Genomic DNA, 24,936 nt, shown 5'->3' with positions numbered 1-24,936 from the left:
GCGTCAGATCCGGTAGCCGGAGCCAGGCACGGTCACGATGACCGGCGGCTCCCCCAGCTTGCGCCGCAACGTCATGACCGTCACCCGTACGACGTTGGTGAAGGGGTCGGTGTTCTCGTCCCATGCCTTCTCCAGCAGCTGCTCGGCGGAGACCACGGTCCCCTCGCTCCGCATGAGGACCTCCAGCACGGCGAACTCCTTGGGCGCCAGCTGTACCTCCTTGCCCTCCCGGAACACCTCGCGCCGGTTCGGGTCCAGCTTGATCCCGGCCCGCTCCAGTACGGGCGGCAGCGCGACGGTGGTGCGCCGCCCGAGCGCCCGCACGCGGGCGGTCAGCTCGGTGAAGGCGAAGGGCTTGGGCAGGTAGTCGTCGGCCCCGAGCTCCAGGCCCTCCACCCGGTCGCTGACGTCACCGGAGGCGGTCAGCATCAGCACGCGGGTGGGCATGCCGAGCTCGACGATCTTCCGGCACACGTCGTCGCCGTGCACGAGCGGGAGGTCCCGGTCGAGGACGACCACGTCGTAGTCGTTCACGCCGACCCGCTCCAGGGCGGCGGCGCCGTCGTACACGACGTCCACGGCCATGGCCTCCCGGCGCAGTCCGGTGGCCACCGCATCGGCGAGCAGCTGCTCGTCCTCGACGACGAGTACGCGCACGTCGTTTCCTTCCTCCGAGCCCAGAAGGGCATACGTGTAATGGCGTATAGCGTCGTCCATCCTGCCCTTTTCGGCCGTAAACCGGCTGTAAGGCGGCTCGCGGAGGGGCGGGCGGGGCGGAACTGAGGATTCCCTGAGCTTGCGAGGTTTCTGGGCACAGGGTGCCGGGGAGGACGAGAGAACACCCCATCCACTCCCTGACGGCGGACTGCCACGTGCCGCCGCCGACCCACGAAGAGGGGGCGAACCCACCATGGACGCATTCACCGCGGGTCTCCTGCAGCGCATCAGGACCACGCAGTCGGACCTCAGGCAGGCCCGCGAGACGGGCGACGACTTCCTCGCGGAAGTGGAACTGGCGGAGCTGGAGGACCTCCAGCGCCTTGCCGCCGAGCACGGTGTCCCGGTCTCGGCCACCGTGCCCGCCTGCTGACCTGACCGAGATCTGACCTGACCCGGCGTGACCTGCTGACCAGCACGTACGCGAACCCCGGCGGCCCTAGAGGGCGGCCGGGGTTCGCGTGCGTCCGGCAACCGGCCGCGGGGCTAGTCGTGCCAGGCCCCGCACTCCTCCAGCAGCGGCTGGAGCGAGGCGAAGACGGCCGGGGTGGCGGCCAGGACCAGCTCCCCCGAGGCCGGCTCACCGGGACGGCCCCCCGTCACGGCGCCCGCTTCCCGGGCGATCAGCTCACCGGCGGCCAGGTCCCAGGGGTTGAGGCCCCGCTCGTAGTACCCGTCCAACCGCCCGGCGGCCACGTCACACAGGTCCAGGGCCGCCGAACCGCCCCGCCGGATGTCCCGCACCCGCGGGATGATCCGCGCCACGACCTCGGCCTGGTGGGCCCGCCGGGTCTGCACGTACGCGAAGCCGGTCCCGAGCAGCGCCTGGTCCAGCGGCGCCGCCGGCCTGCACGCCAGGCGGGCCGTACCCAGCCACGCCCCGCCGCCGAGCACCGCGTGGCAGGTCTCCCCGCGCATCGGCGCCGCGACGACGCCCACCACGGTCTCGCCCCCGTACTCGGCCGCGATGGACACGCCCCAGCTCGGAAGCCCGTAGAGGTAGTTCACGGTGCCGTCCAGCGGGTCGATGACCCAGCGCACCCCGCTCGTCCCCGGGGTGTCCGAGCCCTCCTCCCCCAGCAGCCCGTCCTCGGGCCGCCGCTCCGCGAGGAGGCCGGTGATCAGCTTCTCCGCCGCGATGTCCATCTCGGTCACCACGTCGATCGGGCTGCTCTTCGTCGCCGACACCGCCAGATCGGCCGGCCGTCCGTCGCGCAGCAGCGCCCCGGCCTGCCGGGCGGCCTCCAGGCCCACGTCCAGCAGTTCGGCCTTCAGCTCTTCAGAGATCACGGTCTCGGCTTCCTACGCGTAGGGACTGTCCGCGCCCGCGGCCGCCGGCCGGGGGCTGCGCGCCGGGCAGCAGCCCACCGCGCACAGGTCATGGCTCTGGCCCAGCTGGCCCACCCAGCATTCCTCGGCCGTCTCCCCGCGCTCCCGGGCGGCCCGCTCCAGCACCAGCTCCCGTACGGCCTGCGCGAACAGCGGATCGGCGCCGACGGTCGCGGAGCGCGCGACGGGCAGGCCCAGTTCGGCCGCCTTGGCGGTGGCCTCGGTGTCGAGGTCGTACAGGACCTCCATGTGGTCGGAGACGAAGCCGATGGGCACCATGACGGCCGCGGGCGCGCCCGCCGCGTGCAGGGCCTCCAGGTGGTCGCAGATGTCCGGCTCCAGCCACGGGATGTGCGGGGCGCCGCTGCGGGACTGGTAGACGAGCTTCCAGGGGTGCGCGACACCGGTCCGCTGGGCCACGGTGTCCGCGATCACCTCGGCGACGTCGAGGTGCTGCTTGACGTACGCCCCGCCCGCGCCGCCCTCGGTGTGGTCCTCGACGGGGCCGGAGGTGTCCGCGGCGGCGGTCGGGATGGAGTGCGTGGTGAAGGCGAGGTGGGCGCCGTCACGGACCTCGTCGGGCAGCGCGGCGAGCGAGGCCAGCACCCCCTCGATCATGGGCTCCACGAAGCCGGGGTGGTTGAAGTAGTGCCGCAGCTTGTCGACCCGCGGCAGCTCCACGCCTTCCTCGGCCAGGGTGGCCAGCGCGTCGGCGAGGTTCTCGCGGTACTGCCGGCAGCCCGAGTACGAGGCGTACGCGCTGGTGGCGAGAACCGCGATCCGGCGGCGCCCGTCGGCCACCATCTCCCGCATGACGTCGGTCAGGTACGGGGCCCAGTTCCGGTTGCCCCAGTAGACCGGCAGGTCCAGCCCGTGCTCCGCGAAGTCCTTGCGCAGCGCGTCGAGCAGCGCGCGGTTCTGCGCGTTGATCGGGCTGACCCCGCCGAAGCCGAAGTAGTGCTGCCCGACCTCCTTGAGCCGCTCGCGCGGGATCCCGCGCCCGCGCGTGACGTTCTCCAGGAACGGCACGACGTCGTCGGGTCCCTCGGGGCCGCCGAAGGAGAGCAGCAGAAGGGCGTCGTACGGGGCGGCGGTCCCGCCGGCGGGCGGGAGGAGCTGGTCTGACATGCGTCGAATCCTGCCACCCGGCGCGCTCGGGAGAGAAGCGGCCCGGCCAGCGCCCGCCCCGCAGCCCAGGTAAGGTGACCCTAAGTTCTTGAGTCGGAACCTTCCCCGTGCGGGTGCCCCGTGGGCGGTCCTAACCTGTATGGGCCCACGACGTCCCTTACGGAGGGCCCTTGCCCAGTCCCTATCGCGCGATCTTCGCGGCCCCTGGCTCCAAGGGGTTCAGCGCCGCCGGCCTCATAGGCCGGATGCCGCTCTCCATGGTCGGCATCGGCATCCTCACGATGATCACCGAGCTCGGCCGCAGCTACGGCCTGGCCGGCGCGCTCACGGCCACGATCGCCCTCTCCGCCGCCGCGGTGGGCCCCCAGGTCTCCCGGCTCGTGGACCAGTACGGGCAGCGGCGCGTGCTGCGCCCGGCGACGCTCGTGGCGGTTGCCGCGGTCACGGGGCTGCTCTTCGCGGCGGCCGACGGCTGGCCGGACTGGACCCTCTTCGCCTTCGCCGTCGTCGCGGGCTGCGTGCCGAGCGTCGGCTCGATGGTCCGGGCCCGGTGGACGGCCATCTTCCGCGACACGCCCCAGCTGCACACGGCGTACTCCTTCGAGTCCATCGTGGACGAGCTCTGCTTCATCGTCGGCCCGCCCCTGGCCGCCGCGCTGTCCGCCGGGTGGTTCCCCGAGGCGGGCCCGCTGGTCGCCGTCGTCTGCCTGCTGGTCGGCGTCTGGTGGCTGACCGCCCTGCGCGACACCGAACCCGAGGCGCATCCCCGGCACGCGCAGTCCGACACCTCCTCCGCCCTGCGCTCCCCCGGCCTGCAGGTACTCGTGGCGACCTTCGTCGCCACCGGCACGATCTTCGGTTCCGTCGACGTGGCGACCCTGGCCTTCGCCGAGGAGCAGGGCAGCAAGTCCACCGGCGGCGTGCTGCTGGCGGTCTGGGCCGTCGGCTCCTGCCTGGCGGGCATCGTCTTCGGGCTGCTGCACTTCAAGGGCCGGGCCGAACCAAGGTGGTTGCTGGGCATCTGTGCGATGGCCGTGAGTATGATCCCCCTCCTACTGGCCGGGAACCTCGCGCTTCTGGCCGTGGCGCTCTTCGTCTCGGGCCTCGCCATCGCTCCCACGATGATCACCACGATGGCCCTGATCGAGGCGCACGTACCACACGCGAAGCTGACCGAGGGCATGACCTGGATCAGCACCGGCCTCGCGGTCGGTATCGCACTGGGGTCCTCCGTGACCGGCTGGGTCGTCGACGCAGCCGGGGCGCAGACCGGGTACGTCGTCTCGCTCGCGGCGGGGACCGCCGCGGCCGCGGTCGGGTTCGCGGGTTACCGCCGGCTGAAGAGGCCGGCGCAAGGGGAGGAGCCAGCTACCGATGGGGACGGCGACAGCAGGGAAGAACAGCCAGACCGCGTGGCATAACTGGGCGGGCAACGTCACCGCCACGCCCGCCCGCGTGGTGACCCCGGCCTCGGTCGGGGAGCTCCAGGAGACGGTCCGCAGGGCCGCCGCGGAGGGACTGCGGGTGAAGGCGGTCGGCACCGGCCACTCCTTCACCGCGGCCGCCGCGACCGACGGGGTCCTCGTACGCCCGCAGGCCCTGGCCGGGATCCGGTCCATAGACCGGACCGCCGGCACCGTCACGGTGGCGGCGGGCACCGTCCTCAAGGACCTCAACCGGGCCCTGGCCGGGGAAGGCCTCTCGCTCACCAACATGGGCGACATCATGGAGCAGACGGTCTCCGGCGCCACCAGCACCGGCACCCACGGCACCGGCCGCGACTCGGCCTCCATCGCCGCCCAGATCCGGGGTCTGGAACTGGTCACCGCCGACGGCAGGCTGCTGACGTGCTCCGAGAAGGAGAATCCCGAGGTCTTCGCGGCCGCCCGGCTCGGCATCGGCGCGCTCGGCATAGTCACCGCGATCACCTTCGCCGCGGAGCCCCTCTTCTTCCTGACCGCCCGTGAGGAGCCCATGGGCTTCGACCGGGTCACGGCCGAGTTCGACGAGCACGTCGCGGAGAACGAGCACTTCGAGTTCTACTGGTTCCCGCACACCGGCAACTGCAACACCAAGCGCAACAACCGCAGCCAGGGCCCCGCCGCCCCGCCCGGACCGGTGAGCGCCTGGATCGAGGACGAGTTGCTCTCCAACGGCCTCTTCCAGGCCGTCAACTCGCTGGGCCGCGCGGTCCCGGCCACCATTCCCGCCATCGCCCGCGTGGCCAGCCGCGCCCTGTCGGCGCGTACGTACACGGACATCCCGTACAAGGTGTTCACCAGTCCGCGCCGGGTGCGGTTCGTGGAGATGGAGTACGCCCTGCCCCGCGAGCGGGTGGTCGAGGCGCTGCGGGAACTGCGGGCGGTGGTCGACCGCTCCGGGCTGCGGATCAGCTTCCCGGTGGAGGTGCGCACGGCCCCGGCGGACGACATCACGCTGTCGACGGCCTCGGGGCGCGAGACGGCGTACATCGCGGTGCACATGTACAAGGGCACCCCCTACCAGGCCTACTTCACGGCGGCCGAGCGCGTCTTCACCGCGCACGGCGGGCGTCCGCACTGGGGCAAGGTGCACACGCGGGACGCCGCTTACTTCGCGGAGGTCTACCCGCGGTTCGGCGAGTTCACCGCGCTCCGGGACCGACTGGACCCGGACCGGGTCTTCGGCAACGACTACCTGCGGCGCGTCCTGGGCGACTGAGTTCAGGGAGCGCTGTTACGGACAGCCGAGCGAAGCGGATAGTTCCATTTCTGGTGATTCCGTGAAGCAAGACACCCGAAAACGGACTGCGCGTGCAGGTGGGACCCGGCGGAGGGCAGCACAACTCCCGCCGTCCGGGAGAAGTTCGGCGGCGCGGCGGTCCACCCAGGTGGCCCGAATGGAGTACTGTGGCGAGCCCTGGGGCCGTCCTTCCTTTCGGATGTCCGGACCCGGGAGAGGGGGCCGGCTGATGGAAAACGGCACTCAAAGACCGGTGATGCCGCGGTATCGCACGGGCTCCTGCTGCGCACAGTAATCGTTCGGTCACTGTGCGTGCCCAACAGGTAACCGTGCCATAACGGCGATCAAGGGCGCATGCCCGACACGCCGGTTTAACTCGGCAAGGTTGTGGCAGGCTGCACCCGGGCAGGCCACACTCGACTAGCGGAAGCAGCGACGCACGTGACGTCGGCAGGCACCACCCGGGAGGTCCCCATGCCCGAACTGCGTGTCGTGGCCGTCTCAAATGACGGCACACGACTGGTGCTCAAGGCTGGGGACAGCACGGAGTACACGCTTCCGATCGACGAGCGGCTGCGGGCTGCCGTGCGCAACGACCGCGCGCGCCTGAACCAGATCGAGATCGAGGTGGAGAGCCACCTCCGCCCCCGCGACATCCAGGCCCGCATACGGGCCGGTGCCTCCGCGGAGGAGGTCGCTCAACTCGCCGGCATCCCCGTCGACCGCGTACGCCGCTTCGAGGGCCCGGTGCTCGCGGAGCGCGCGTTCATGGCCGAGCGGGCCCGCAAGACCCCCGTGCGCCGCCCCGGCGAGAACACCGGGCCGCAGCTCGGCGAGGCCGTGCAGGAGCGCCTGACCCTGCGCGGGGCGGAGAAGGAATCCGTCCAGTGGGACTCCTGGCGCCGCGACGACGGCACGTGGGAGGTCCTCCTCGTCTACCGGGTCGCGGGCGAGCCGCACTCGGCGAGCTGGACCTACGACCCGCCGCGCCGGCTCGTCGTGGCCGTGGATGACGAGGCCCGTTCCCTGATCGGCGAGTCCGAGGACCTGCCGGCGACGCCCGAGCCGAGCTTCCCCTTCGTGCCGAGGATCGCGCGGCTGCCGCGCGACCGGCCGCTGGACCGTGCGCTGGACCGGCAGCTGGAGCGGACGACCAGCCACGCAGCGCCCGCGCCGGACCCGGAGGAGGAGCGGGACACGCTGACGAGCCTGCTGGAGGCGGTTCCGAGCTTCCGTGGCGACATGGTGGTCCCGGAGCGCACCGACGCCCCGGCGACGGAACCGGAGGCGGAGGAGCCGCCGGCCCCGGCCGCTTCGGCGGGCGCCGGTTCCGCGTACGCCGATGTCCTGATGCCCCGCACGGTGGCGGGCCACCGCGACCGTCTGACGGGCACCACCGACCGGCAGGCCGAGGCCGACGGGGTCCGCCCCGGGCGCCGTGCGGCGGTGCCCAGCTGGGACGAGATCGTCTTCGGCACCCGCCGCAAGAAGCAGGAATAGCGTGCGCGGGGTCCGCCGCCGGCCGGCGGCGGACCCCGGCTCGTCACATCCGCTACTGCGGCAACGGCCCCGTGGCCACCGGGCGGTCGGGGTCGCCGGACCACTCCGACCAGCTGCCCGCGTAGAGGTCGGACGAGATGCCGGCCACCTCCAGGGCGAGGACCTCATGGGCTCCGGAGACTCCCGAGCCGCAGTACACGCCCACCGGGGTCCCCTCGGACGCGCCGAGCCCCTCGAAGCGGGCCCGCAGTGCGTCCGCCGGCAGGAAACGGCCGTCCGGGCCCACGTTCTCCGTGGTCGGAGCCGACAGCGCGCCCGGGATGTGGCCGCCGACCGGATCGATCGGCTCCACCTCGCCGCGGTACCGCTCTCCCGCCCGGGCGTCCAGCAGCACCCCCGTACGCGCCCGCACGGCCGCCGCGTCGGCGTCCAGGAGCCCGACCGCTCCCGGACTTGGCTTGAAATCACCCTCGGTGGGACTCACCCGGTCGGCCGTCACCGCACCTCCCGCCGCCGTCCACGCGGCCAGTCCCCCGTCGAGCACTCGCACGTTCGGGTGACCCGTCCAGCGGAGCAGCCACCACGCCCGGGCCGCCGCCCAGCCCTGGCCGCCGTCGTACACGACCACGGGCACGTCCGCCGAGACGCCGGCCCGCCGCATCACCGCCCCGAAGGCCTCCGGGTCCGGCAGCGGGTGCCGCCCGCCCGACCCGGCCGGACCTGCCAGTTCACGGTCCAGGTCGACGTACACCGCGCCGGGCAGGTGCCCGGCCTCGTACGCGGGCCGCTGGTCGGGGCCACCCAGCTGCCAGCGGACGTCCAGCAGCACCGGGGGCCGGGAACCGGCCAGCTCGCTCTTCAGTTCGGCGGCGGAGAGGATCGCAGATGTCACAGTCATGTCCGCCATCTTCCTCCCCGCCCGGCGCCGCCGTGACAAGCCCGTGACCGGCGGGGCGCAGCGATCCGGTCAACTCCGTGCCGGGGGCCCGCGATGCGGCCCGGTCGGGGCGCGCCGAGCCCTCCGTAGTGGAAGCATCAGCACCGGTAAGCGGCACGACGGAGGAGACGGCTGACATGACCGAGGCAGCGCAAGCAACCCGGCGACGCACGCCCGGCACCCCGTGCTGGGTGAGCCTCATGGTGCACGGCCTCGGGACCACCGAGGACTTCTACGCCGATCTCTTCGGCTGGGAGTACGTACCGGGGCCCGAGCAGCTCGGCCCGTACGTCCGGGCCCTGCTGGACGGCCGCGAGGTGGCCGGGATCGGTCAGATGCCGCCGGACCGGCATCTTCCGGTCGCCTGGACCACGTACCTCGCCACGGACGACGCCGACGCGACGGCCGAGACGGTCCGTTCGTGCGGCGGCACGGTCGCGGTGGGGCCGCTGGACGCCGGTGTCGCCGGACGGGTGGCGATCTGCTCCGACCCGCTGGGCGCGATCTTCGGGCTGTGGCAGGCGCAGAGCCACATGGGCACCCGGCTGCACGGCGCGCCGGGCACCCCGGTCTGGAACGAGCTGGTCACGCAGGACACCTCGACGGTCGGCAAGTTCTACGAGCACGTCTTCGGCCACGAGGCGAAGACGCACTCCACGGCCTCCGACGACTTCGACTACCTCACCCTCCGGCTGGAGGGCCGCCCGGTGGCCTCCGTGCACGGCGTCGGCCGCTCCCTGCCGCACGACCGGGGCCCGCACTGGATGGCGTACTTCGAGGTGGAGGACACCGACGCGGCCGCGGCCCGGGTCGCCGAGCTCGGCGGGCGCGTCGTCGACCCGCCGCGCGAGGGCCTGCGGGGCCGGCAGGCCACGGTCGCGGACCCGGAGGGCGCGGTCTTCGCCCTCGTGCGGTCACGGCCCGACACCCCCTAGGGTCGCCGCCTCATCCGCTCCGGAGCCCGGTCACTCGGCCGGGACGGGCACGGGGACGGGAACGGGAACGGGGTGGAGGGTGGCCTCGCCGGTGACCTGGATCCCGGTTCGCCCTCCAGGGGCCACGGGCGCCCGGCCGGGGACGCGGACGTCGACCGGTTGCTCCATTCCGTCGACGGCGACGGTGACCATGGCGTCGTGGCCGTAGAAGCGGACGTCCGTCACGGTGCCCCGGGCCTGCGCCGAGTCGGCGTCGCTCAGCCGGAGCTGCTCCGGCCTCAGCAGCACCATGCCCTCGCCCCGCACGCCCGGTTGACGGTCCGTCAACGCGACCCGGCCGAGCGGGGTGGTCGCCGTGTCCCGCTCCGCGGTGCCGCAGACCATCACGGCGTCACCGACGAAGGCGGCCACCCAGGGGTCGGCGGGGCGGTGGTAGACCTCCTGGGGGCTGGCGCACTGGGCCACGCGGCCGTCGCGGACGACCGCGACGAGGTCCGCCGTGGACAGGGCCTCCTGCTGGTCGTGGGTGACCATGACGGCGGTGGCCCCGGTGGCCCGCAGGGCCGCGCGCACGTCGGCGCGTACGCCCGTGCGCAGGGCGCTGTCGAGGGCGTTGAACGGCTCGTCGAGCAGCACCAGTTGCGGCCGCGGGGCGAGGGCGCGGGCCAGTGCGACGCGCTGCTGCTGGCCGCCGGAGAGTTCGTGCGGCATCCGGTCGCCGTAGCCGGCGAGTCCGACCAGCTCCAGCATCTCCTCGACGCGGGCCCGGCGCGCGGCCCGGTCCGTGCCGGTGAGGCCGAAGGCGATGTTGCGCGCCACGCCGAGGTGCGGGAACAGCGCGCCTTCCTGGGGGACGATGCCGATGCGGCGCCGCTCGGGCGGGAGGTGGACGCCGGGGCCGCCGAGGGTGCGGCCGCCGATGGTGACGCTGCCCGCGTCGGCGCGCAGGAATCCGGCGATGACGCGCAGCAGTGTGGTCTTGCCGCAGCCGGAGGGGCCGAGGACGGCCGCCAGGGCGCCGCCGGGGACGGTGAGGTCGAGCCCGTCGAGGACGGTGGCACCGGAGCCGTAGGCCTTGGCCAGTCCCGTGATCTTCAGGTCGGTCATGTGCGGTGCCTTCCGAGGAGGTACGAGGGCACGGCGGCCAGCAGGATCAGCGCCGCGGCGTAGGGGGCCGCGGCGGCGAACGATCCGGTGCCCGTCTCCGTCCAGAGACGGGTGGCCAGGGTGTCCATGCCGGTGGGGCGCAGCAGGAGGGTCGCGGGCAGTTCCTTCATGCAGACCACGAAGGTCAGGGCGGCTCCGGCGGCGACGCCGGGGGCGGCCAGCGGCACGGTCACCTCGCGCAGCACCCGCAGCGGGGAGCGGCCGAGCGAGCGGGCGACGTCCTCCAGGACCGGCGGGGACTGGAGGACGGCGGCGCGGGTGGCGCCCACCGCCACGGGCAGGAAGAGCACGGCGTAGGCGCAGACCAGCAGCGGGAGTTCCTGGTAGAGCGGTTCGGCGTAGCGGACCGCGAAGAAGACCAGGGACAGGGCGACGGTGATGCCGGGCAGGGCGTGCCCCGCGTAGGCGGACTGCTCCAGGAGGTGTGCGGTGCGGCCGCGGTGGCGGGCGGCGATCACGCCGACGGGCAGCGCGAGCAGCGTGGTGAGGGCGGCGCCCGCGGCGGCGGCGCCGAGGGTGGTGCCGGCGGTGTCGAGGAGCCGGGCGGGGTCCCAGGTCGCGGAGTTGCCCACGGCGAGCCAGTACCCGAGGGTGCCCAGCGGGGTGAGGACGGCGACGGCGGTGACCGCCGCGCACCATGCCAGGGCGGGTATGCGCCAGCGGCCCAGCGGTGCGGGGACGGCGGGGCGCGCGGTGCCGGCTCCCGTCCTGGCGTGGCCGGCGCGGCCCCGGGTGCGCGCCTCGGCGGCCACGAGCAGGATGGTCATCACCACCAGGACGACGCTCAGCGCGGCGGCCGGGGTGCGGTCGAAGCTGGCGCGGTAGGAGGTGTAGATGCCGCGGGTGAAGGTGTCGTACCGCATCAGGGAGACGGCGCCGAAGTCGGAGAACACGTACAGCGCGACCAGTACGGCGCCGCCCGCGGCCGCGGGGCGCACCTGCGGCAGCGTGACGCGCAGGAAGGTCTTCAGCGGTCCGTGGCCGAGCGAGCGGGCGACCTCCTCCTGTGCCGGGTCGGTGCCGCGCAGCGCGGCCGTGACGGGCAGGTAGACGTACGGGAAGCTCACCAGGGTCAGGGCCAGGGCCGCGCCGGTGAAGCCGACGAGCTGGGGGAAGGCGGACAGCCAGGCGAAGGCGGCGACGTAGCTGGGCACGGCCAGCGGCAGGGTCACGAGCACCGACCAGGCCCGGGCGCCGGGCAGCGCGGTCCGTACGGTCAGCCAGGCCAGCGACACGCCCAGCAGCAGACTGGCGGTCATGACGACCGCGGCGAGGGTCAGGCTGCGGCCGAGCAGTTGGGCGGTGCGCTCGTTGGCGATGACGTCCCAGGCGAAGGCGGGGCCGCGCTCCAGGGAGCGGACCGCGAGGTAGCCGAGGGGCAGCAGCGCGAACACCGCGGCGACGGCCGCGGGCACCAGCAGGACGGCCGGCGGGCGGGCCCCGGCACGCAGCCGCCCGGCCGGCGTGGTGACACCGGTCGGGCGGGCGGCCGGATCCGCCTGTGGGAGGGGATCCGTGGACGGCATGACGGCTCAGACCATCCCGGCGTCCTGCAGCATCTTCAGGGTCTCCTGAAGGGATTCGAGCTTGCCGAGGTCGATCTTCGGAGCGTCGAGGGAGGCCAGCGGCGGCAGATCCTTGACCGTGCTGGTGACGCCGGCGGCCAGCGGATATTCCTTGGTGTCCTCGGCGAAGTACTTCTGCGCCTTTTCGGACAGCAGGAAATCGACGGCCTTCTGGGCTGCCGCGGACTGGGAACTGCCCTTGACGATGCCGACTCCGGCCGCGTTGACGAGGGAGCCCGGGTCGCCGCCCGGCAGGAAATGGATCTTCGACTTGACCTTGGCCTCGCCCTTTTCGGCGACCTGCTCGTACCAGTAGTAGTGGTTGACGAGGCCGAGCGCGACCTCGCCCTTTCCGACGCCGTCGAGCACCTTGAGGTTGTTGTCGTACACCTTCGGTTCGTTGGCCTTGAGGCCCTTGAGCCAGGCGCGGGTCGCGTCGTCGCCTTCGAGTACGCGCATGCCGGTGACGAAGGCCTGGAAGGAGGCGTTGGTCGGGACGTAGCCGATCTTGCCCTTCCACTCCGGCTTGACCAGGTCGTGCACGCTGTCGGGAACCTTGGCGACCTGGCCGGGGTGGTACGCGAGGACGCGTACGCGCCCGGAGGTACCCACCCAGTCGCCCGCGCCGCCGCGGAACGCCGGGTCGACCTTGTCGAGCGACTCCTGGGGCAGCTTCTCCAGCAGGCCCTTGGTGGACAGGGCGCCGAGGGCTCCCGCGTCCTGCGAGAAGAACAGGCCCGCCTTGGTCTTGGCGCCCTCTTCCTGGATCTGGGCCGCGAGTTCGGCGCTCTCGCCGTAGCGGACGGCGACCGTGGTGCCGACGGCCTTCTCCAGGTCGTCCAGGAGCGGCTTGACCAGCTTCTCGTTGCGGCCCGAGTAGATGACGAGCCCTGCGTCGTCCTCGTCGACGCCACAACCGGCGGCAGCGGGGAGGAGGAGCGCTGCCGCGAGGAGCGCGGTCAGACGTCGGACAGAGGGGCGTCGCATGGAAAGCCTTCCTGCATGTGCAGCGGAGAACCTTTAACGCCCAATAAGTAAGGTAAAGCTAACCTAAAGGTCAAGAGTGACGCAGGCAACGTTTTGATCGCGTCGGCGAGGCGGCGGAGCCGACCCTACCGGTGATTTTCCTGTGGATCTTTAATGAGCAGGATGTGACTTTCCTGTGACTATCCAATGAGGTAAGGCTTTCCTAAGATTCGCACGTGACGCCCCCTTCCGCCCTGCTCCCAGGTATCAAAACCGTCCCGTTCGCCCGTGCCCTCGGGGCCCACGGCGACCGCGCCGCGGTGATCACGGCCGACGGTCCGGTGACCTACCGCGAGCTCGCCGCACGCGTGGACGCGACGGCCCGCCGCCTCGGCCGGGAGCGCCGGCTGATCCTGCTGTTCGGCGCCAACACCCTCGACGCGCTCGTCATCCACCTCGCGGCGCTCGCGGCGGGGCACCCCGTGCTGCTCGTACCCGGCGACCACCCGGAGGCCGTGCAGCCCCTGATCGACGCGTACGACCCGGACGTCGTGGCCCGCCCGGACGGCGGTCAGTGGGTGCTCGACGAACGGCGCCCGGTCTCCGCCCACACCCTGCACCCGGACCTCGCGCTGCTGCTGAGCACCTCCGGGTCCACCGGATCGCCCAAGCTCGTCCGGCTCTCGCACGAGAACCTCCAGTCCAACGCCGAGTCGATCGCGCAGTACCTCGACATCCGGGACACGGACCGGGCCGCGACCACCCTGCCCATGCACTACTGCTACGGCCTTTCCGTCATCCACAGCCACCTGCTGCGCGGCGCCGGGCTGATCCTCACCGACCTCTCCGTCGCCGACTCCTGCTTCTGGGAGCTGTTCCGCACCGGCCGCGGCACGACCTTCGCGGGGGTCCCGTACACCTTCGACCTGCTGGACCGGGTCGGATTCGCCTCGATGGAACTGCCCCATCTGCGCTACGTGACCCAGGCGGGCGGGCGGCTGGCCCCCGACCGGGTCAGGGAGTACGCCGCGCTGGGCCGCGCCGCCGGCTGGGAGCTGTTCGTGATGTACGGCCAGACCGAGGCCACGGCCCGCATGGCCTACCTGCCCCCGGCCCTCGCCGAGACCCGCCCCGAAGCGGCCGGAGTCGCCGTCCCCGGCGGCTCGTTCCGGCTCCGGCCGCTGCCGGACTGGCCCGGGGAGGACACCGGCGAGCTGGTGTACGCGGGCCCCAACGTCATGCTCGGCTACGCCCACACCCCGCAGGACCTCGCGCTGGGCCGGACCACGGCGGAGCTGCACACCGGCGACATCGCGCGGCTCACCCCCGGGGGGCTCTACGAGATCGTGGGCCGCCACAGCCGGTTCGTGAAGATACTCGGCCTGCGCATCGACCCCGCGCAGGTCGAGGCGATGCTCGCACGGCACGGCGTCACCGCCCTGTGCGCGGGCGACGACGAAGCCCTCGCCGTCGCCGCCACCGGTACGCGCGCCTCCGACGCCCGGCGGATCCGGAGGCTGGTGAGCGACGAGTGCGGTCTGCCGGCGCGCGCGGTACGGGTCCGCGTCGTGCCCGAACTGCCGCGCCTGGCCACCGGCAAGCCCGACTACCGGGCGGTCCGCGAACTGGGCCGAGCCGTCGCCGAGGACGCGTCCGGTACGGGGACCGGCCGGGGCGCGGACCCCGAGGACCTGCGCGCCCTCTACGCGGCGATCCTGGACAAGCCCCTGGCGGAGGTGACGCGGGACAGCTCCTTCGTCACCCTGGGGGGCGATTCCCTCTCGTACGTCGAGATGTCGCTCCACCTGGAGGAGCGGCTCGGCCACCTGCCGGTCAACTGGCACACGACGCCGATCCGGGACCTGCGGCCGCCCGAGCGGGGGCTCCCCTCCCACCGGCGCGCCCTGGAGACCGGCGTCGCCCTGCGCGCCATGGCGATCTTCTGCATCGTCGGTTCTCACATCCACGTGTTCGGGATCAAGGGCGGGGCGCACCTGCTGCTCGCCCTCGCGGGATTCAACTTCGCGCGCTTCCACCTGACCGGCGCCGAGCGCCGCGAGCGCGTGCGCCGCATCGGGACCAGCATCGCCCGCATCGCGGTGCCGAGCATGGTGTGGATCGGCTTCGTGCTGCTCCTCAACGACGACTACACCCTCGCCAACCTCGCCCTGCTCGACAGCGTCTTCGGTCCGCAGGACAGCAAGACGGGCATGCAGTTCTGGTTCATCGAGGCCCTGGTCTACATCCTGGTGGCCGCCGTCGCCGTGCTGAGCGTCCCCTGGGTGGACCGGGCCGAGCGCCGCTTCCCCTACGCCCTGCCCCTGACGATCGCGGCCGTGGGCCTGCTCACCCGCTACGACCTCCTCGGCCTCCCGGACCGGACCCGGATCCCGGACGCGATCACGGTCTTCTGGCTGTTCGCGCTGGGCTGGGCGGCCGCGAAGGCGACCACCTGGCGCCGGCGGCTGGTGGTCACCGCGGCGGCGGTGGCCACGGTGCCCGGCTTCTTCCCCGGCGACCCCGGACGGGAGGCGATCGTCGTCGCCGCCTTCGCCCTGCTGGTGTGGGTCCCCACCCTGCCCGGCCGGGAGCGCGTCAACCAGCTGGCCGGCCTCCTGGCGACGAGCTCGCTCTACATCTACCTGACGCACTGGCAGATCTTCCCCCTCATCGAGGGGTTCTCCCGGCACCTGGCGTTCCTCGCCTCGCTCCTCTTCGGCATCGCCTACGCCGCGGCCGCGAACCGCCTGATGAGGGCGCTGCCTTCGGTGAGCGGGCGGTGGCCGCGGCGCGGCGGCTCGCGGCCCGCCTGACGGAGCCGCTCACCAGCCTCCCGTGCGCACCGGCCGCGCGTCGTCCCCGGGCGCCTTGGCGGTGACCATCAGGCCGGCGATCAGGGCCGCGAGCAGCATGCTGCCCGCGGCCCAGAGGAGGTTGGTGAGGTGGTTCCCCATCAGGCCGGTGAGCAAGGCCCCGCCCATCGCGCCGCCCACGTGCTGGGCGGCGATGACGGTCGCGGAGGTCGCCCCGGAGCGCTCCGGGGCGATGGCGGCGGTCGCGGTGGCGAAGACCGGTACGAAGGCGATACCGAGGCCGAGGCCCGTGAGGACCATGCCGGGCAGGACGCCGACCGCGTACCCGCCGTCGATATCGAGAGCGGCCAGGAGCAGCAGCCCGCCCGCCGCGACCACCAGGCCGGCCACCATCAGGGTGCGGGGCGCGACACGGTGGAGCAGGCGGGCGGAGAGCTGGGTGGAGCCGATGACCGCCGCGGCGGCCATGGGCAGCAGGGCCACTCCCGTCTCGGACGGGCTGTAGCCGTGGACGTGCTGGAGGGAGAGGGAGACGGTCACGGACAAGGCGACGACGCCGACGCCGGCCAGGAGCAGGGCCAGGACGGCGCCGAGGCGGTCGCGGGCACGGACGCCCGCCGGATCGGGGAAGCGGCTCGACATCCTGGTGTGCCACCACAGGAAGACCACGAACAGGATGACGCCGGTCACCGACGTGACCAGGATCAGCGGGCTGATCGCGCCGCTCAGCTCGGCCTCGGTGAGGGCGTAGGTGAGGGCGAGGAATGCGCCGGTGCCGAGCACCGCGCCCAGCGAGTCGAAGCGGACGCCGGTGCCGGCCGGGGCGTCGTGCAGCAGGGTGAGCGCGCCGATCAGGGCGATCACGGCGAGGGTGACGGTGGCGTACAGGACCCCGCGCCAGGACAGGAGCTCCGCGATCCAGCCGCCCGTGAACAGGCCGAGGGCGGAACCGCCGCCGACGACCGCGGCGTAGACACCGAAGGCCTTGTTCCGTTCCTTCGGGTCGGTGAAGCCGGTGGTCACGAGGGCCAGCGCGGCCGGGGTCAGCAGCGCGGCGAAGACGCCCTGGAGGGCGCGGGCCCAGACCAGCAGGGTGGGATCGCCGGCCAGGCCGCCGAGCGCGGCGGCCACCGCGCTGCCGCCCAGGCCGGTGATCAGCATCGTCCTGCGCCCCACCAGGTCCGCGAGGTGCCCGCCGAGCAGCACCAGGCCGCCGAGGGTGAGCACATAGACCTTGAACATCAGGGCCAGGTCGTCGCCCCGAAGGCCGAAGTCGGCCTGGACGGAGGGCACCATGGTGTTGAAGGTGGCCACGTCGAACAGCACCATCAGCTGCGCCAGGGCGATCACCGCCAGGCCCCACCAGCGCCGGGGGTGGGGTGGGGCAGGGGGTGAGGGCGCGGACCAGGCGCCCGGGGCAGGGCCCGGGGGCGGTCCGAATCCCTGGGCGGGGCCGAAGTGTGCCGGGGCCGTCGGGGCGTACGCGGGCGGTGGGGGCAGCGGATTGTTCTGGAGCTGGAGCTGGGGCTGCGCGGACGGCATCCGGGGGTCCGGCTGCGCGGCGGGCGTCCCGGCGGGCGTCCCCGCGGGCGTCCCGGCCGGGGCTTCGGGTCGGGCTTCGGGGGCGTAGTCCAGCAACCGGGCGGCATGACGGCCCAGTTGCGCCAGCACCGCGCCCGGCAGCCATTCCTCGGCCTGGTCCGTCGCCGTGCGTGCGGCCACCTCGTGCGGAGTGGGCCTCTTGGCCGGGTCCTTGTCCAGACACGCGCGTACGAGATCGACGAGTGCCTCCGGCACGCCGGTCAGGTCCGCCTCCTCCTCGGCGATCCGGAAGAGGTGGGCGTTCAGGCCGGTGTCCCTGGCGCCGAAGAGGAGGCGTCCGGTGGCGGCGTAGACGAGGACGGCGCCCAGGCAGAAGACGTCGCTGGCGGGGGTGAGTTCGAGACCGCGGACCTGTTCCGGCGACATGAAGCCGGCGGAGCCGATCAGCATGCCGGTGTGGGTGTGCAGGCTGTCCCCGGCGAGGCTGTCCATCGCCCGCGCGATGCCGAAGTCGATGACGCGGGGGCCGTCGACCGTGACGAGGACGTTTGAGGGCTTGAGGTCACGATGGATCAGACCCGCCTCGTGGACGGCCTGCAAGGCGAGGGCCAGGCGGTTGGCGAGGGTGTGGACCGAGTGCTCCGGCAGCGGCCCGAAGTCCTCGGCGACCACGGTGTGCAGGTCGGGCCCCGGGATGTACTGGGTCGCCACCCAGGGCACGGCGGCCTCGGGGTCGGCATCGAGCACGTCCGCCGTCCAACTTCCGCCCACCCGCCGTGCGGCGGCCACCTCACGGGCGAAGCGCTTGCGGAACTCGGGGTGGCCGGCGTACTCCGCCTGCACGACCTTGACGGCCACGGTACGTCCGCCCTCGGAACGCCCCAGATAGACCAGGCCCATACCGCCCGCGCCCAGCCGGGCGATCAGACGGTACGGGCCTATGCGGGTCGGGTCTTCGGTGATCAGCTGGTCCACATGGCCAAGATAGTCCAACTATCCAACGGAGGTGGGGTCATCACCCGGATCGTAGGGCGGCTGGCCGGTGAGGGAATCCGCTCGTGGACGCGGCCGTCAACTGCCACCCTGGACGGATGCTGTTGAAGCTGACCGGGTCCAGTTGTTCCGGCAAGTCCACCCTGGCCTTCGCCGTAGCCGACCGGCTGCCCGGTGTCGCCGTGCACGACTTCGACGAGCTCGGCGTTCCGGGGGGCGCCGATCGGCAGTGGCGCCATCGGATGACAGAGCTGTGGGGGCGACGTGCAAGGGAGTGCCAGGACCGGGGGATCGACCTCCTGCTGACGGGGCAGTCGCCGTTGGGGGAGGTACTGGCCGCTCCCTCCGCCCCGCTCCTGGACGGGATCGCGGTATGCCTGGTCGACGTCGCCGACGACGTCCGGCGGGACCGGCTCGCCGCCCGCGACCCCGGCGCATGGGACACGGCGGCGGTCGACGCCTTCGTCGGCTGGGCCGCCTGGCACCGCGGGCACGCCCGCGACCCCCGGCACCGGCCCGACGTCCTCGCCGACGGCGCCTGGCCGGACATGGCCTGGCAGCGCTGGGCGGGGTGGACGGCGGCCGACCCCCGATGGCAGGTCCACGTGCTCGACACCACGGACCAGCCGGTCGCGGCTGCCGTCGGCCGGGTCGAGCGGTGGGTGAGCGCGCAACGCGATGCGCTCAGGACCGGCAGGCTCCCGCTGAGCCGGGGCTGGGCGGAGCGGACGCCCGCGTAGCAGGGCGCCGCGTCCCGGCTCCTCCCGCCCCCGGCGCTACCTGGCGGTCAGGTCCCTCAGGGCGATGTTCAGTTCGAGGACGTTCACTCGCGGCTCCCCCATGAAGCCGAGGGTGCGGCCGTCGGTGTGGTCCCTCACGAGCTTCTCGACCTGCGCGACGTCGAGCCGGTTCCGCTCGGCGACCCGGTGGACCTGGAGCTTCGCGTACGCCGGGGAGATGTGCGGGTCCAGACCGGATCCGGAGGAGGTGACGGCCTCGGCCGGTACGTCCTCGGGCCTGACCTGGTGGTCCGCGGTGGAGTTGTCGGCCACGACGGCTTCCTTGGCCTGCGTCACCGCCTTGATCAGGCCCTCGTCGTCCCCGGCCTTGTTGGTCGCACCCGAGACGATCAACGAGTACCGCGTGTTCACGCTGTTGCTGCCCAGCCCGTGGGAGGGACGCGGCTGGAACCACCTGAGGTCCGGCTCGGCCGGCTCTTCGGCGTCGTGCGGGTCCCGCTTCGGCAGGTCGTACCTCTGCCCGATGAGGGAGGAGCCGACGACCCGGCCGCTCGCGTCCTTGATCTCGGAGCCGTTGGCCTTGTCGTGGAAGGCCGCTTGGGCGATCCCGGTGACCGCGAGCGGGTAGAGGACGCCGCAGATCGCGGTCAGGACGAGGAGGGCGCGCAGGCCCGCTCCCAGCAGGCGTGCGGTGTTGGCTACGGAGTTGTTCATGGCGGGTCACCCAATGCCGGGGATGAGGGAGATGAGCAGGTCGATGAGCTTGATGCCGATGAACGGGGCGATCAGGCCGCCGAGTCCGTAGAGGCCCAGGTTGCGGCGGAGCATCCTGTCGGCGCTGGTCGGCCGGTACTGGACGCCCTTCAGGGCGAGCGGGACCAGGGCGATGATGATCAGCGCGTTGAAGACGACGGCGGAGAGGATCGCGGTCTCGGGCGAGTGCAGGCCCATGATGTTGAGCTTGTCGAGGCCCGGGTAGACCACCGCGAACATGGCCGGGATGATCGCGAAGTACTTCGCGACGTCGTTGGCGATGGAGAAGGTGGTCAGCGCGCCCCGGGTGATGAGGAGCTGCTTGCCGATCTCGACGATCTCGATGAGCTTGGTGGGGTCGGAGTCCAGGTCCACCATGTTCCCGGCCTCCTTGGCGGCCGAGGTGCCCGTGTTCATCGCCACGCCGACATCGGCCTGGGCCAGGGCGGGGGCGTCGTTCGTACCGTCACCCGTCATCGCGACCAGCTTGCCGCCCGCCTGCTCGCGCTTGATGAGGGCCATCTTGTCCTCGGGCGTCGCCTCGGCGAGGAAGTCGTCGACCCCGGCCTCGTCCGCGATGGCCTTCGCGGTCAGCGGATTGTCACCCGTGATCATGATGGTCCTGATGCCCATCCGGCGCAGCTCGTCGAACCGCTCCCGCATGCCCTCCTTGACCACGTCCTTGAGGTGGACGACGCCGAGGACGCGGGCACCCCCGTCGTCCTCGACGGCGACGAGCAGCGGCGTGCCGCCGGCCTGGGAGATGGTGTCGGTGAGCGCCTGGACGTCGTCGGACACGGCGCCACCCCGTTCGGTGACCCACGCGACGACCGAACCGGCCGCGCCCTTGCGGACCTTGCGGGCCCGGCCGTTCTCGCTCATGTCCACACCCGACATACGGGTCTGGGCGGTGAAGGCGATCCACTCGGCCTGCGCGAGCTCGCCCCGGTGGCGTTCGCGCAGCCCGTACCCCTCCTTGGCGAGGACCACGATCGAGCGGCCCTCGGGGGTCTCGTCGGCGAGGGAGGAGAGCTGGGCGGCGTCCGCGAGTTCGGCCGCGGTGGCGCCCTCGACCGGGACGAACTCGGCCGCCCGGCGGTTGCCCAAGGTGATGGTTCCGGTCTTGTCGAGCAGCAGCGTGGACACGTCGCCCGCGGCCTCGACGGCCCGTCCGGACATGGCGAGGACGTTGCGCTGGACGAGCCGGTCCATGCCCGCGATGCCGATGGCGGAGAGCAGCGCACCGATCGTCGTCGGGATCAGGCAGACCAGCAGTGCGACCAGGACGATCATCGACTGCTCGGCGCCCGCGTAGATCGCGAAGGGCTGCAGGGTGACCACGGCCAGCAGGAAGACGATCGTCAGGGACGCCAGCAGGATGTTGAGGGCGATCTCGTTCGGCGTCTTCTGCCGGGCCGCGCCTTCGACCAGGTTGATCATGCGGTCGATGAAGGTCTCGCCGGGCTTCGTCGTGATCTTGATGACGATCCGGTCCGAGAGCACCTTCGTACCGCCCGTGACGGCGCTGCGGTCGCCGCCGGACTCGCGGATCACCGGGGCGGATTCGCCCGTGATCGCGGACTCGTCGACGGAGGCGACGCCCTCGACGACGTCACCGTCGCCCGGGATGATGTCGCCCGCCTCGCAGACCACCAGGTCGCCGATCTTCAGATCGGTGCCGGGCACCCGCTCTTCGGCCTTGCCGGCCAGCCGCCGGGCGACCGTGTCGGTCTTGGCCTTGCGCAGGGTGTCCGCCTGGGCCTTGCCGCGGCCCTCGGCCACCGCCTCGGCCAGGTTCGCGAAGAGCGTGGTCAGCCACAGCCAGGCGGTGATCGCCCAGCCGAACCAGTCCGTCGGATCCTTGACCGCCAGCACGGTCGTCACGACCGATCCCACGAGGACGACGAACATCACCGGGGACTTCGCCATCACCCGCGGGTCGAGCTTGCGCACCGCGTCCGGGAAGGACGTGACCAGCTGCTTGGGGTCGAACAGTCCTCCGCCGACCCGGCCCCCCTCGGGCTCGTGCCCGGTCGGCGCGTCCTGGTGGGGTGCGCGGGCGGGAGCGGACGTGGTGGGAGTGGGCGCAGGGGCACTCGACGCGGTGGGAGTCGACGTGGTGGGAGTGGACATCTCGTCCTCGTGCTTCTTCATGTCGGTGGTCACGACGCCAGCCCTTCGGCGAGCGGACCCAGCGCGAGGGCCGGGAAGTAGGTCAGACCGGCGATGATCATGATCGTGCCGACCAGCAGGCCGGCGAAGAGCGGCTTGTCGGTCCGCAGAGTGCCCGCCGTCGCCGGGACGGGCTGCTGCTCGGCGAGCGAGCCGGCCAGCGCGAGGACGAACACCATCGGCAGGAAGCGGCCCAGCAACATCGCGAGACCGATGGTGCTGTTGAACCACTGGGTGTCGGCGTTCAGGCCGGCGAAGGCCGAGCCGTTGTTGTTCGCGCCGGAGGTGTAGGCGTAGAGGATCTCGGAGAAGCCGTGCGCCCCGCTGTTGGCCATGGACCCGGCCGGGGTCCCCAGCGCCATCGCGGCGGCGGTGAAGGAGAGCGCCAGGGCCGGGGTGACGAGGATGTAGCAGGCCGCGAACTTGATCTCGCGGGTGCCGATCTTCTTGCCGAGGTACTCGGGCGTGCGGCCGACCATCAGCCCGGCCAGGAACACCGCGATGACCGCCATGACGAGCATCCCGTAGAGGCCGGACCCGACCCCGCCGGGTGCGATCTCGCCGAGCTGCATGCCGAGCAGCTGGATGCCGCCGCCCAGTCCCGTGTAGGAGGAGTGGAAGGAGTTGACGGCGCCGGTGGAGGTGAGGGTGGTGGCGACGGAGAAGATCGCCGATCCGCCGATCCCGAAACGGGTCTCCTTGCCTTCCATCGCCCCGCCGGCGATGTCGAAGGCGGGGCCGTGGTGGGCGGACTCGGTCCACATCATCAGCGCGGTGAAGCCGAGCCAGATGGCGGCCATCGTCGCCAGGACCGCGTACCCCTGCTTCAGCGAGCCGGCCATGCGCCCGAAGGTGCGGGTCAGCGAGAGCGGGATGACGAGGATCAGGAAGATCTCGAAGAGGTTGGACAGCGGGTTCGGGTTCTCGAAGGGGTGGGCGGAGTTGGCGTTGAAGTAGCCGCCGCCGTTGGTGCCCAGCTCCTTGATGACCTCCTGCGAGGCCACGGCCCCGCCGTTCCACTGCTGCGTCCCGCCCGGGCCGTGTCCGTTCAAGAACTGGCCGACCTCGTGGATTCCGGCGAAGTTCTGGATCGCGCCGCACGCGACCAGGACCAGTGCGCCGACCACCGAGATCGGCAGCAGGATCCGTACGACGCCCCGTACGAGGTCGGCCCAGAAGTTGCCGAGCTCGCCGGTCCGGGAGCGCGCGAAGCCCCGTACGAGGGCCACCGCGACGGCCATGCCGACGGCCGCCGAGACGAAGTTCTGCACCGCGAGGCCGCCGGTCTGCACGACGTGGCCCATGGCCTGCTCGCCGGCGTACGACTGCCAGTTGGTGTTCGCCACGAAGGACGCGGCGGTGTTGAACGCCTGGTCGGGGTCTATGGACCGGAAGCCGAGGGACCCCGGCAGGGAACCCTGCAGGCGCTGGAGGCCGTACAGGAACAGGACGCTCACCGCGGAGAAGGCGAGCACGCCGCGCAGGTAGGCAGGCCAGCGCATCTCGGCGTCCGGGTTGGCGCCGATCGCCTTGTAGATCCACTTCTCCGGCTTGTAGTGCTTCTCGGAGGCGTACACCCGGGCCATGTGGTCCCCGAGCGGACGGTGGGCGAGCGCCAGCACCGCGACGAGCGCCAGCAGCTGGAGCACGCCGGCAAGAACAGGACTCATCGGGGCTAGAACCTCTCCGGGAACACCAGGGCGAGGACGAGGTAGCCCAGGAGAGAGGCGGCGACCAGCAGACCGATCACGTTTTCGGCGGTCACAGCCTGGTCACCCCCTTGGCGACGAGTGCGACCAGCGCGAAGACCGCGAGGATGGTGGCGACGAAGGCCAGATCGGCCATCGTGAGCTCCCGAAGAGGTTCGGAGGTATTCGGACAGCTCGAGAGAACACCCCCGTCAGGCCCGCGAAGACTCCCTTGACGGGGCCCATACGCCTCCGGTGGCGACTTTGACGCCCCTCTAACGGCGCCGCGCTCCGCCTGCGTCCCCGGGGGATTCCAGCCAGCCGGACCTCCGGTCAGGACATGGGCGAGGCCAGGTTCGGCTTGCGCTCCACCTCGGTGACCTTCACGTCCTCCCTCTCCGAAGCCCCGAACGCTTCGACGATCACCCCGCTGCTGGTGCCGGTGACTTCCAGGGCCAGGTGGCTGCCCATCATGCGCAGGTCGAGCCGCGCCCGGGGCGCACCCGCATGGTCAGGCATCGCGTGGGTCACGGACGCCGGATAGTCCAGGCCCTCCAGCTTCTTCCGCATCGCCTGGAAGCTGGTGGTCTCGGTGCCCTTGAACGCCTCGCTGATGCGCTTCGCGTGCTCATCGCCGCTGCACTTCTCGATACCGGTCAGTGGCACTTCCTTGACCGGCTTGGGCTGTGCGGAGGAAGGGGTCGACGTCGGCGGCGCGGGAGCGTCCGAAGGAAGCGGAACCGGAATCTCTCCCCCGGCGCCCGGCCTGCCCGGCGCGCTCGGCGGGGTCCGGCCCGGGCCGTAGCTGGGCGTGGAAGAGCCCTCCCAGCCGGGCAGGTCCTCGGGCCTGGGCGGCTCACCGTTCGCGCCGCCCTGGGGTGCGTCGGGGTCGCAGCTTCGCATGATGCTGGCCATCAGCTGAAGGAGGCGCAGCTCCGGATCGTTCTCGATCGAGGGGGCGTCCGGAGGGGTCGTCGCCTGGACGGCGCCGCCCGCGGGGGCATGCTCGGCGATGGCGTTGTGGGCGGCGCAGCCGGACAGCGCGATGCAGGCGAGTGCGGCCACCAGCACGGCCTTGGGGAGGGGTTTCGGTCGCATGCCCGCATCATGCAGCGTACCGATCGCGGCGTACATGAGTACGTGTACTCATCTCGATCATTTTGAGCCAACCCGCAGGTGGGAGGCCTCTTTTGACTACCTCTCAGTAACCGTTGCGCACCGGCGTCCGCACTCCTATGGTCCATGATCATCGATCACCACGGGTCGACCT

Annotated in this window: 20 protein-coding genes; 7 read left to right on the top strand and 13 right to left on the bottom strand. The window is 72.2% G+C overall.

What is annotated here, in order from left to right:
• Positions 1–3: 3 nt before the first annotated feature.
• Entirely contained in the window at positions 4–657 is a 654-nt protein-coding gene (locus ACZ4TV_RS17395) for a response regulator transcription factor (protein WP_030008767.1), read from the bottom strand.
• Positions 658–910: 253 nt separating this feature from the next.
• On the opposite strand from ACZ4TV_RS17395, the gene ACZ4TV_RS17390 reads away from it, so the two are divergent.
• Positions 911–1,090 carry a hypothetical protein gene (locus tag ACZ4TV_RS17390; RefSeq protein WP_468135475.1) on the top strand — a complete coding sequence of 60 codons (180 nt, stop codon included), beginning with the start codon at positions 911–913 and terminating at the stop codon, positions 1,088–1,090.
• Positions 1,091–1,203: 113 nt separating this feature from the next.
• Here ACZ4TV_RS17390 and ACZ4TV_RS17385 read toward each other — a convergent pair whose 3' ends face one another.
• Together ACZ4TV_RS17385 and ACZ4TV_RS17380 are read right to left on the bottom strand one after the other, a co-directional pair.
• The gene (locus ACZ4TV_RS17385) at positions 1,204–2,007 is read right to left on the bottom strand and encodes an inositol monophosphatase family protein (protein ID WP_468135473.1); all 804 of its coding nucleotides are present in this window, start codon (positions 2,005–2,007) and stop codon (positions 1,204–1,206) included.
• Between the two features lie 12 nt (positions 2,008–2,019).
• Positions 2,020–3,174, bottom strand: coding sequence for a ferrochelatase (locus ACZ4TV_RS17380; RefSeq protein WP_468135471.1), 1,155 nt, complete (start codon positions 3,172–3,174; stop codon positions 2,020–2,022).
• Between the two features lie 170 nt (positions 3,175–3,344).
• On the opposite strand from ACZ4TV_RS17380, the gene ACZ4TV_RS17375 reads away from it, so the two are divergent.
• From ACZ4TV_RS17375 to sepH, 3 genes are all read left to right on the top strand, one after another.
• Entirely contained in the window at positions 3,345–4,595 is a 1,251-nt protein-coding gene (locus tag ACZ4TV_RS17375) for an MFS transporter (RefSeq protein WP_468135469.1), read from the top strand.
• Positions 4,549–5,874: a D-arabinono-1,4-lactone oxidase gene (locus ACZ4TV_RS17370; RefSeq protein WP_468135467.1), complete on the top strand. Its 1,326-nt coding sequence runs from the start codon at positions 4,549–4,551 to the stop codon at positions 5,872–5,874. Before ACZ4TV_RS17375 ends, ACZ4TV_RS17370 begins: the two co-directional genes overlap by 47 nt.
• A 462-nt stretch (positions 5,875–6,336) precedes the next feature.
• Complete coding sequence (gene sepH / locus ACZ4TV_RS17365; RefSeq protein ID WP_468135465.1) at positions 6,337–7,395, top strand: septation protein SepH; 1,059 nt, start codon at positions 6,337–6,339, stop codon at positions 7,393–7,395.
• A 52-nt stretch (positions 7,396–7,447) separates the two neighbouring features.
• Here sepH and ACZ4TV_RS17360 read toward each other — a convergent pair whose 3' ends face one another.
• The gene (locus ACZ4TV_RS17360) at positions 7,448–8,293 is read right to left on the bottom strand and encodes a sulfurtransferase (RefSeq protein ID WP_468135463.1); all 846 of its coding nucleotides are present in this window, start codon (positions 8,291–8,293) and stop codon (positions 7,448–7,450) included.
• 176 nt (positions 8,294–8,469) lie between these two features.
• On the opposite strand from ACZ4TV_RS17360, the gene ACZ4TV_RS17355 reads away from it, so the two are divergent.
• Positions 8,470–9,267 carry a VOC family protein gene (locus tag ACZ4TV_RS17355; RefSeq protein ID WP_468135461.1) on the top strand — a complete coding sequence of 266 codons (798 nt, stop codon included), beginning with the start codon at positions 8,470–8,472 and terminating at the stop codon, positions 9,265–9,267.
• Positions 9,268–9,297: 30 nt separating this feature from the next.
• Here the strand turns inward: ACZ4TV_RS17355 and ACZ4TV_RS17350 are convergent, their stop codons facing one another.
• From ACZ4TV_RS17350 to ACZ4TV_RS17340, 3 genes are read right to left on the bottom strand one after another with little or no spacing between them, the layout of a single operon-like run.
• A complete protein-coding gene (locus ACZ4TV_RS17350) occupies positions 9,298–10,374 on the bottom strand; it encodes an ABC transporter ATP-binding protein (protein ID WP_468135459.1) in 1,077 nt (358 codons plus the stop codon).
• Positions 10,371–11,960, bottom strand: a complete 1,590-nt coding sequence (locus ACZ4TV_RS17345; RefSeq protein WP_468135457.1) for an ABC transporter permease — start codon at positions 11,958–11,960, stop codon at positions 10,371–10,373. The genes ACZ4TV_RS17350 and ACZ4TV_RS17345 overlap by 4 nt, the downstream gene beginning before the upstream one ends.
• A 6-nt stretch (positions 11,961–11,966) precedes the next feature.
• On the bottom strand, positions 11,967–12,986 hold the full coding sequence (locus tag ACZ4TV_RS17340; RefSeq protein ID WP_468135455.1) for an iron ABC transporter substrate-binding protein: 1,020 nt from the start codon (positions 12,984–12,986) through the stop codon (positions 11,967–11,969).
• A 215-nt stretch (positions 12,987–13,201) separates the two neighbouring features.
• On the opposite strand from ACZ4TV_RS17340, the gene ACZ4TV_RS17335 reads away from it, so the two are divergent.
• Positions 13,202–15,778, top strand: coding sequence for an AMP-binding protein (locus tag ACZ4TV_RS17335; RefSeq protein ID WP_468135453.1), 2,577 nt, complete (start codon positions 13,202–13,204; stop codon positions 15,776–15,778).
• Between the two features lie 9 nt (positions 15,779–15,787).
• On the opposite strand, the gene ACZ4TV_RS17330 is transcribed toward ACZ4TV_RS17335, so the two are convergent.
• The gene (locus tag ACZ4TV_RS17330) at positions 15,788–18,295 is read right to left on the bottom strand and encodes an MDR family MFS transporter (protein WP_468135451.1); all 2,508 of its coding nucleotides are present in this window, start codon (positions 18,293–18,295) and stop codon (positions 15,788–15,790) included.
• A 116-nt stretch (positions 18,296–18,411) separates the two neighbouring features.
• On the opposite strand from ACZ4TV_RS17330, the gene ACZ4TV_RS17325 reads away from it, so the two are divergent.
• The gene (locus tag ACZ4TV_RS17325; RefSeq protein ID WP_468135449.1) at positions 18,412–19,053 is read left to right on the top strand and encodes a hypothetical protein; all 642 of its coding nucleotides are present in this window, start codon (positions 18,412–18,414) and stop codon (positions 19,051–19,053) included.
• A gap of 36 nt (positions 19,054–19,089) precedes the next feature.
• Here the strand turns inward: ACZ4TV_RS17325 and ACZ4TV_RS17320 are convergent, their stop codons facing one another.
• The 5 genes from ACZ4TV_RS17320 to ACZ4TV_RS17300 all read right to left on the bottom strand — a co-directional run bounded on the left by ACZ4TV_RS17320 (position 19,090) and on the right by ACZ4TV_RS17300 (position 24,764).
• Entirely contained in the window at positions 19,090–19,767 is a 678-nt protein-coding gene (locus tag ACZ4TV_RS17320) for a potassium-transporting ATPase subunit C (protein ID WP_468135447.1), read from the bottom strand.
• Between the two features lie 6 nt (positions 19,768–19,773).
• Entirely contained in the window at positions 19,774–21,972 is a 2,199-nt protein-coding gene (gene kdpB, locus ACZ4TV_RS17315; RefSeq protein WP_468135445.1) for a potassium-transporting ATPase subunit KdpB, read from the bottom strand.
• Complete coding sequence (gene kdpA / locus ACZ4TV_RS17310; protein WP_468135443.1) at positions 21,969–23,648, bottom strand: potassium-transporting ATPase subunit KdpA; 1,680 nt, start codon at positions 23,646–23,648, stop codon at positions 21,969–21,971. Before kdpA ends, kdpB begins: the two co-directional genes overlap by 4 nt.
• A gap of 5 nt (positions 23,649–23,653) precedes the next feature.
• Entirely contained in the window at positions 23,654–23,743 is a 90-nt protein-coding gene (kdpF, locus tag ACZ4TV_RS17305; protein WP_468135441.1) for a K(+)-transporting ATPase subunit F, read from the bottom strand.
• 256 nt (positions 23,744–23,999) lie between these two features.
• On the bottom strand, positions 24,000–24,764 hold the full coding sequence (locus tag ACZ4TV_RS17300; RefSeq protein ID WP_468135439.1) for a hypothetical protein: 765 nt from the start codon (positions 24,762–24,764) through the stop codon (positions 24,000–24,002).
• Positions 24,765–24,936: the final 172 nt, after the last annotated feature.

The sequence above is a fragment of the Streptomyces sp. NPDC028910 genome (assembly GCF_055564955.1).
The sequence above is the reverse complement of the archived record's forward strand: the minus strand, read 5'-3'. Positions and strand labels throughout refer to the sequence as shown.